Raw genomic sequence first — 7808 nt, forward strand, 5'->3', positions numbered from 1 at the left:
GTAGCCCGCCTCGAACAGGCCGCCGGATTCGGGGGTTCTGTGTCTCGTCTATGCTAAACGCCGCGTTGCCGCGGATCAAAGTATGAAGACAAGGCTGCATCGCAGACCGGGATCAATACCCGGATTCATATGGCAACAGACATTTGCCACAAAACATGTATTGTGGATCACTCAATAGAATGAACTCTGTGTGAAGTGGCCGGAATTTGAGCATAGTTCACGATGAGGCGATGCTGCGCGCCGTCGTCGAGACCGCCGTGGATGGCGTGATCCTGATCGATGCCGACGGCACGGTCCAGATGTTCAACCCGGCCTGCGAGCAATTGTTCGGCTTTGCCGCGGACGAGGTCATCGGACAGAACGTCAAGATGTTGATGCCGGCGCATTTCAGCGACGCGCATGACGGCTACATCGCCAACTATCTGGCCACCGGCGACCGCAAGATCATCGGCATCGGCCGCGAGGTCGAGGGGCAGCGCAGGGACGGCACGATCTTTCCGATGGACCTTTCCGTAGGCGAGTCCAAGCGCAATGGAACGACGCACTTCGTCGGCATCATCCGCGACCTGACGGAACGTCGACGCAGCGACCGCGCCATTCGCGAGGCGGTCGCGCGGCTGGAAACCGTGGTCGAGACGGCGGTGGACGGCGTTATCCTGATCGATGCGGATGGGACGGTGCAAATGTTCAACCCGGCTTGCGAGCGCCTTTTCGAGTTCGAGGCCGCAGAAGTCATCGGGCGGAACGTGAAGATGCTGATGCCGGCGCATTTCCGCGACGAGCATGACCGCTACATCGCCAATTATCTGGCGACCGGAGCGCGCAAGATCATCGGCATTGGGCGCGAGGTCGAGGGGCAGCGCAAGAACGGCACCGTTTTTCCAATGGATTTGTCCGTTGGCGAGGCGCAGCAGGACGGTGCGCCGGTTTTTGTCGGCATCATCCACGACTTGACCGAGCGCAAGAAGGCCGAGGTACAGCTGGCCCATGCCCAGAAGATGGAGGTCGTAGGCCAGCTTTCCGGGGGCGTGGCCCATGACTTCAACAACCTTCTGACCGTCGTCATGGGCAATGCCGAGCTTCTGGGCCTGAGCTTGCGGGCGCGGCCGGACCTGCACGAGCTTGCCGACGGGATCATGCGCGCCGGCGAGCGTGGCGCCGAGCTGACCCGGCGGCTGCTTGCCTTCAGCCGCAAGCAGTACCTTCGGCCTGCGAGGCTCGATCTGAACCACCTGATCGGCGAATTGCGCGCGTTGCTGCGGGCGACGCTGCGCGCGAACATCCATGTTGATCTGAAACTGGCCGACAACCTCCATGCCGGGCTGGTCGACCCGGCGCAGATCGAGGCCGCGTTGCTCAACCTGTGTCTGAACGCACAGGACGCGATGCCCGACGGCGGCAACCTGTCGCTGTCGACGGCGAACATCACCCTCGATTCCAGCTACCGCGAGCGAAACCTGGAGGTACCACCGGGCGACTATGCCGTGATCGCCGTCACAGACACCGGCGAGGGTATGCCACCCGATGTTCTGGCCCGCGTTTTCGAGCCCTTTTTCACCACCAAGGAGGTCGGAAAGGGCAGCGGGCTGGGGCTGTCGATGGTCTATGGTTTCGTCAAGCAGTCGGGCGGGCATGTTTCGATCTACAGTGAGCCGGGGCTGGGCACGACCGTGCGGATTTACCTGCCGACCGCCGAGGGGCACCGCGCCGCGCCCTCGGCGCAGGCGGATCGTCCCGGTATCTTGCCGGCGCGCAACAACGAGACGGTGCTGATCGTCGAGGACGACCCGATGGTGCGCAGCTTCGCCGTCACCTGCGTGCGCGCTTTCGGCTATCGGGCGATCGCGGCGGGGTCCGGCGACGAGGCGCTGGGACTGCTTTCCGAGGACTCAGGGGTCGACGTCTTGTTCACCGACATCGTGATGCCCGGCGGGGTCAACGGATGGGACCTGGCCGAGCGGGCGCGCGCCCGCGACCCGGACCTGCGCGTGATCTACAGTTCGGGCTACGCGATCGAGACGCTGACCGCGCGCAACCGAATGCCCGAGGGGGCGATCTTTCTGAACAAACCCTACCGCAGGGTCGAACTTGCCCGATGCCTTCACGAGGTGATCAGCGCGGCGGCAGAAGGGAACGCCAAAGAGAGTTGAGCGCAGTCAGAGTTGGCTCCTGTGGCGGGCAAGCACTGCCACGCCTGCTGGAGTACCGCGGCCCTGTTGAGGTGTTCGAGAAATCCGCCACTTATCGCAGATGTCCGGGCGCTCTGTCGGGTAGGCTACCGGGGGGACAACCACGCAACACTGAAACCGATGATCGATCACCTTGCGCTGGCAGTTGTCTTGCGGCGTCGCGTCCACATCAGGGCGCAAACGTGAGGCCACTCAACCTTGCCTTCAGACATCGCGACGATGATCAACATGATTAATTTGTGGGCCGCGGAGACAAAAAGGACTTGACGCATGGAAATCGCGGAACTGGAGCTTCTGGACGGCCCGAGCGTCATGCGCCTTGTCGAAGCCTCGGGTGATCTCCTGCTGGTCTCGGAACTCGACGGCACCATTCGTCAAGTCAGCAGCGGTTGGGAACAAGTCCTTGGTTGGACGGCTGCGGAGATGCTCGGCCGGCGCGGCCATGAGTTCATGCACCCCGACGACATTGCCGGCACCAAAGACGCGGCCGCAGGCCTCAGGCGGAGCGGTGCGGTGCACCGCTTCACCAACCGCTACCGCACAAAGCGCGGAGGGTGGCGGCACCTGGAGTGGTCCGCGGTGGTCAACCCGCGGGATGGGCGGATCAATGCATCTGCACGCGATATTTCCGATGAGATCGCGCGTCTGAGCGCAATGGAGCGGCTTGGCGAAGTCGCACGTCTGACCATAAACCCGGTGATCATCTGCGATCGCGAAGGGCTAATCGAATGGGTCAATGAGGCGTTCGAGAGCATGACCGGATGGCGGCTTGAAGAGGTATGCGGCCAGAAACCCGGAAGCATCCTGCAATTCGAACGCACGGACCCAGCGACTGTCGCGCGCATTGGCCGTGCACTGCGTGCCTGCGAACCGGTCGAAGCCGAAATTCTCAATCGCTGCCGCTACGGGAGGGAGTACTGGCTGAAACTGGAAATCCAGCCAAGGTTCGATGAGGCCGGCGGTCATAGTGGTTTTGTTGCGGTTGAGACGGATATCACCGAGCTTGTTGCGGCGCGAGAACTCGCATCCGCCGCGGAAACACGCGCGCGTGACGAGCGGGCTCGGCTCGTCGCTGCCGTCGATGCGCTAAATGACGGGTTCGTCTACTTTGACGCCGACGACAGGCTGGTGCTCGCGAACCGGCGCTTTCGCGAATTCTATGCCGACACCGAACCAGCCATGGTCGAGGGCGCACGGTTCACGGATATCCTTCGTTACGGTCTGGAACGCGGCCAGTTTCGCGAGGCGATCGGGCGAGAGGACGCATGGCTACAGGAGCGGCTGGCCAACCATCTGACGAAGAGCCCCGTAGAGCAAATACTTTCAGATGGCACCGTGCTTCGGATCGTCGAGCGTCCAACCGCCGATGGTGGGTGGGTCGGACTGCGTGTGGATGTGACCGAACTTCATGCTCAGCGTGATCAAGCCGAGGCAGCAAATCGGGCGAAGTCAGAGTTTCTTGCCAACATGAGCCACGAGATCCGCACGCCCCTGAACGGGGTGCTGGGCATGGCCGATCTGCTGGCCGACACGACGCTCGATGAAGACCAGAACCGGATGCTGAGCACCATCCGGAGTTCAGGCTGGAGCCTTCTCGCTCTACTCAACGACATCGTTGACCTTGCGCGGGTGGAGGCGGGAAAGCTGGAACTGGAGATTCGGCCGTTCGACCTTCACAAGCTCACCGCACAGATCGAGTCGCTCCACGGCGCGAATACGCGCATCAAGGGTATCGTGTTCGAGCTTCAGGGTGATCGCAGCTCTCCGAGCTTGCGCCTCGGCGACCAGACGCGAATCATGCAGATTCTGCACAATTTGATCGGCAATGCGATCAAGTTCACCGAGAGCGGGTCCGTAACGCTGGAGGCAATTTCCAGCGACCCTGGCCAACTGATATTCCGCGTCATCGACACAGGCATCGGCATGTCAGAAGAGCAACTCGCGCGGGTGTTCAAACCCTTCGAGCAAGCGGAAGCCGGCACAGTTCGCCGCTTCGGCGGCACAGGCCTGGGATTGACCATCGTTCACAAGCTTGTCGAAATGATGGGCGGTGATATCCGGATCGACAGTTTCCTCGGCGGCGGAACCACTGTCGAGGTGCGCCTTCCGGTGCCCAAAGCCGACGCCAGCACAGCCTCGGATGACGCGTACGCCGACTCCATTGGGCTTTCCGCAAGGGCGGAGGGCTTGCGAGGCAAGCGACTTCTCGTCGCTGATGACAATGCGACGAATCGCGCGATCCTGTCGGCCATCCTGAAGAAGCTGGGTGTCCAGGCGCATTTCGCTGAGGACGGAGCCCAGGCATGCGAGATTTGGAGCACCGCACCCATTGATCTGGTCATGCTCGACATTTCAATGCCTGTCATGGATGGCCTCGAGGCTTTGCGGAGCATGCGGGCAACGGCAGAACGCACTGGTCGCTCCGCGCCGCTCGCGGTCGCCGTGACGGCCAATGTCATGACCGAACAGATCACACAGTATCGGCGATGCGGATTCGTCGATACCTTGTGTAAACCCATTCAGCGCCAGCAACTGGTCGATGTCTTGTGCCGTGCGTTGGCACTGTGACGCATGAACGAGAACGCCTTACCAGTTGGCGTCGAGCTTGTCGGCCGCCGCTTCTCTTATGAGGCTCAGCTGGCAGCCGCGGCTATGCTCATCCAGCTCAAGCGAGGATATGTGCCACGATGCGGGCATTGAGAGTCGATGGCGTGATCCCGGCATCAATCATGCGCAACTGGTAGGGGCGCAACTCCTTGAGCGTCGCCGTGTCGGGCGAATGCACTGAGAAAGCCGCGAAATTCTGGATGGCGCGGATGTGGGCCTGCTCGGCTCTCTCGCTTATGCCAGGGAAACGCATGTCTTCGATCATCCGTTGGCGCAGCAGGGTGGTTCTTTCCTCCGTCATGGCAACCTCCTGTCCAATGAAAGGGAAAACCCCGATCGTCAGACAGGTGCGCCCATCTGGAAAGGGACGGGATCAGATCAGTGCGGAACAATGACCACAGGCGCACATGCCGCGCGAGCGGCTTCGTCCGACGGCCGGTTTCTAACGTAAGCTTTGCAGCAGCGCTTGCGACGGCGTCCCGGTCACAGGCAGGCGTTGGCAGGCCTGATAGGTGCGGATCGCGGCTTCGGTGTTTCGGCCTATCACCCCGTCCGCACCCTCTGTATCGAATCCGCGTGCCGTGAGCCGCTTCTGCAAGGTGATCCGATCCGCCTTGGTCAACCCGTGGGCATCGGGCGGAAAGCTGCCCCGCAACGGCCCAGCCCCGCCGATCCGGTCGGCCAGATGCCCGACACCGATCGCGTAGGCATCGGAGTTGTTGTAGCGCTTGATCACGCGGCAATTTCTTGTCGTGTTGAAGCGGGGCCCGCGTGGCTGAGGCTGGATCACCGTGCCGAATGGTCCGCCACTGCCAACCTCGCCACCCCACCGGAGTCCGCGGGACATGGTTGCTGCCACGGGCGATGTTGGGCAATGTCGACCACGCGGTAATGGAACCAAGCTTGAAGCCTCCACGATGTCCAAGAAGACCCTCAACAAGGCAAATCTCGAAAAGCTGGGCGCGGAAAGGCTCGCCGAGTTGGTCATCGACCTGGTACAGGGCAGCGCCGCCCTCCAGCGACGTGCGCGAATGGAACTCAGCGCCGCGCAAGGCCCGAAGGATGTCGCCGCCGATCTTCGCAAACGGTTCGCGTCACTGCGACGCGCAACCAGCTTCGTCGACTGGCGCAAGCAGAGGGCGCTGGTCAGGGATCTCGAAGGTCTGCTCGGAATGATCGAGACCACCATCGCGCCGCATGATGTCGATGAGGCCTTCGAGTTGCTCTGGTCGTTCCTGCTTCTGGCTCCCACGATCCAAGGGCGTACGGACGACAGCAACGGGCGGGTTGGCGATGTCATGCGGGAAGCGGTGGGCCTCATCGCGAAGGTGTCGCCCGGCGTTTCCGTGGATCGCAAGGCCCTGGCGGTGCGCATTCTCGATGCCGTCGCCGACGCGGGCTACGGTGAGTTCGAAGGGATTATTCCAGCGACAGCTGAGGCACTCGGCCAGGAAGGCCTCGAACATCTCAAGCAGATCACCGAGGCATGGGCGACAGCGCCGCCAAGTGAACATGAATTGGAGCGCTACCGGCGCTTCGGCCTCTCATCGCCCGAAGACAGCGTGCAGCGCAGCAAGCAAAGCACGAGGTCGATCATCCTGGCAGATGTCGCTGACGCGCAGGGCGATGTCGACGCCTACATGGCCCAGTATTCCGCCGAGCAACTGACGTACGGCACCATCGCGCCGGACGTTGCGCGCAGGCTGCTCGATGCGAGCCGCGTCGACGAGGCCTTTGATATCATCAATCGCGCCCGCGCCGCCGAAGAGGACAAGTCACTCAGATTGTTCCGCTACGAGCTTGACGAGGTCTACGAAGATTGTCTCGAGAAACTTGGCAAGGTCAATGCGCTCAAGCGGCATTTGTGGGACAGGTTTGCGCAGACTCTCAGTGAGCGTAGCCTGCGAAAGTACCTGAAGTTGTTGCCGGACTTCGACGACGTCGAGGCCGAGGAAAACGCCCTCGATCTTGCCGAAACCTATCCCCACCTCGGCGCCGCGATCAGCTTCCTGGTTGACTGGCCCAGTCACGAACGGACGGCACGGGCCGTGATGGCGCGGGCCGACGAAATCGACGGAAATGGCTACCATACGCTCACGACCGCCGCTGCCGCCCTTGAAGCCAGACACCCGCTCGCCGCCACTTTGATGCGCCGGGCCATGGTTCAGGACACCCTGGATGGCGCGAAATCCAAGCGCTACCGCTATGCCGCCCGCCATCTCGCCGAATGCCACTCATGCGATAACGTCATCGACGACTACGGCACCTTCCCCGCGCATGCGCAATTCGTTGAAGCGCTCAAGGAGAAACACCGGCGCAAGTACGGGTTCTGGGAACTGGTTGACGGGTGAGGTCGGCCCTGCGCCGACGTCCTGCCACCACCGCGATGCCGCGCCGCAGCATCACCAGATCGGCCATTCGTGGATCGTGCAGCATTTGCCAAGTGCGAGCGGCGGAAGCGCAGACGGCGCGGTCGTTCGTGCCCTTTCAGAGCGTGTAGGTCCAGGCAGAAGGCTTAACCGAAAGAGAGTCGGTCGTGAGCAGGCGAACGGCAGCGCTTCTGCCTGCGACGCGTCGCCGATGAGCAATGCGCGTCAGAAGGCGTACTCCAGCTCGATGCGGGCGGTGACGCCGCTTCGGGGCGCGGTTGCGCTGGCGCCGCGCTTGAACCATCCGATCGCGGCGTCGATCTCGATTCCCCTGGCAGGGCGATAGCCGATGACGAGGTCGAGGCCATCGCCGAGGTGACGCGCGCCGCCGGCCGAAGCCGTCACCTCGCGGTAGTGATGATACAACATGTCAAGCGAGACGCGTTCGTTCGAGGTGATGCCGACCCCGGCGGTCGCGATGGCGATGTTGCTGAGGTCCGGGTCAAGCGCTTCGCCGTAGTAGTGGAACTTCGCGAAACCGCCCATGCGCGCCTCGTTCGACTGAAGGCCGGTCTGACGATAGGCGGTGTCCGTTTCGCTTGCGGGATCGCTGTCGCCGCTCCCCCAAGCGTATCCAAGGGTA

The 7808-nt window shown here is 62.4% G+C and carries 5 protein-coding genes and 1 pseudogene; 3 read left to right on the plus strand and 3 right to left on the minus strand.

Annotated elements, in window-relative coordinates; translation table 11 throughout:
* Positions 1-230 precede the first annotated feature (230 nt).
* Positions 231-2150, plus strand: a complete 1920-nt coding sequence (locus tag IM708_RS19620; RefSeq protein WP_209428267.1) for a PAS domain S-box protein — start codon at positions 231-233, stop codon at positions 2148-2150.
* A gap of 309 nt (positions 2151-2459) precedes the next feature.
* Positions 2460-4757, plus strand: a complete 2298-nt coding sequence (locus IM708_RS19625) for a PAS domain S-box protein (protein WP_209428268.1) — start codon at positions 2460-2462, stop codon at positions 4755-4757.
* 97 nt (positions 4758-4854) lie between these two features.
* Here IM708_RS19625 and IM708_RS19630 read toward each other — a convergent pair whose 3' ends face one another.
* On the minus strand, positions 4855-5097 hold the full coding sequence (locus tag IM708_RS19630; RefSeq protein WP_209428269.1) for a phage integrase N-terminal SAM-like domain-containing protein: 243 nt from the start codon (positions 5095-5097) through the stop codon (positions 4855-4857).
* Between the two features lie 141 nt (positions 5098-5238).
* A pseudogene (locus IM708_RS19635) lies at positions 5239-5640 on the minus strand (peptidoglycan-binding protein); the annotation flags it as partial.
* 73 nt (positions 5641-5713) lie between these two features.
* On the opposite strand from IM708_RS19635, the gene IM708_RS19640 reads away from it, so the two are divergent.
* Positions 5714-7147, plus strand: a complete 1434-nt coding sequence (locus IM708_RS19640; RefSeq protein WP_209428271.1) for a DUF6880 family protein — start codon at positions 5714-5716, stop codon at positions 7145-7147.
* Between the two features lie 243 nt (positions 7148-7390).
* On the opposite strand, the gene IM708_RS19645 is transcribed toward IM708_RS19640, so the two are convergent.
* A partial coding sequence (locus tag IM708_RS19645; RefSeq protein WP_209428272.1) for an alginate export family protein occupies positions 7391-7808 on the minus strand: 418 nt, incomplete at its 5' end.

The sequence above is a fragment of the Pararhodobacter sp. SW119 genome (genome assembly GCF_017811755.1).
Classification (GTDB): Bacteria; Pseudomonadota; Alphaproteobacteria; order Rhodobacterales; family Rhodobacteraceae; genus Pararhodobacter.

Excerpts from the sequence above, each read along its gene's own strand:
- IM708_RS19620 (WP_209428267.1), top strand. The coding sequence starts at position 231 with ATGCTGCGCGCCGTCGTCGAGACCGCCGTGGATGGCGTGATCCTGATC.
- IM708_RS19625 (WP_209428268.1), top strand. The coding sequence starts at position 2,460 with ATGGAAATCGCGGAACTGGAGCTTCTGGACGGCCCGAGCGTCATGCGC.
- IM708_RS19630 (WP_209428269.1), bottom strand. The coding sequence starts at position 5,097 with ATGACGGAGGAAAGAACCACCCTGCTGCGCCAACGGATGATCGAAGAC.
- IM708_RS19640 (WP_209428271.1), top strand. The coding sequence starts at position 5,714 with ATGTCCAAGAAGACCCTCAACAAGGCAAATCTCGAAAAGCTGGGCGCG.